A 290-nucleotide genomic window follows, 5' to 3' on the forward strand; every position below is an offset into this window, starting at 1 on the left:
ACTTAGGCACCGTCAGACGAAAGGGACGGAACGGATAAGCCAGACCTAATGCTACCGCGCCACATCTCGACTCTACACCCCTGTCCCCCCCGCTGTCGGAGTGTGTGCATGCGGCTGAAGATGAGCTGCGCAGTACCGGCCCCAGACACCCGCACAGCACTCGTTCTACGGGCCATGGCAGGTTGGCAGTGCGCAGCAGGTATCCGGGGCCTGGCTGCACGGGTGTGATTCAAAGTGATGCGCAGCATACAATCCCCCCTGGATGTCCGTAATGACGAACCTGAGGAGCC

The sequence above is a fragment of the Candidatus Accumulibacter vicinus genome, from assembly GCF_000584955.1.
Taxonomy (GTDB): domain Bacteria; phylum Pseudomonadota; class Gammaproteobacteria; order Burkholderiales; family Rhodocyclaceae; genus Accumulibacter; species Accumulibacter vicinus.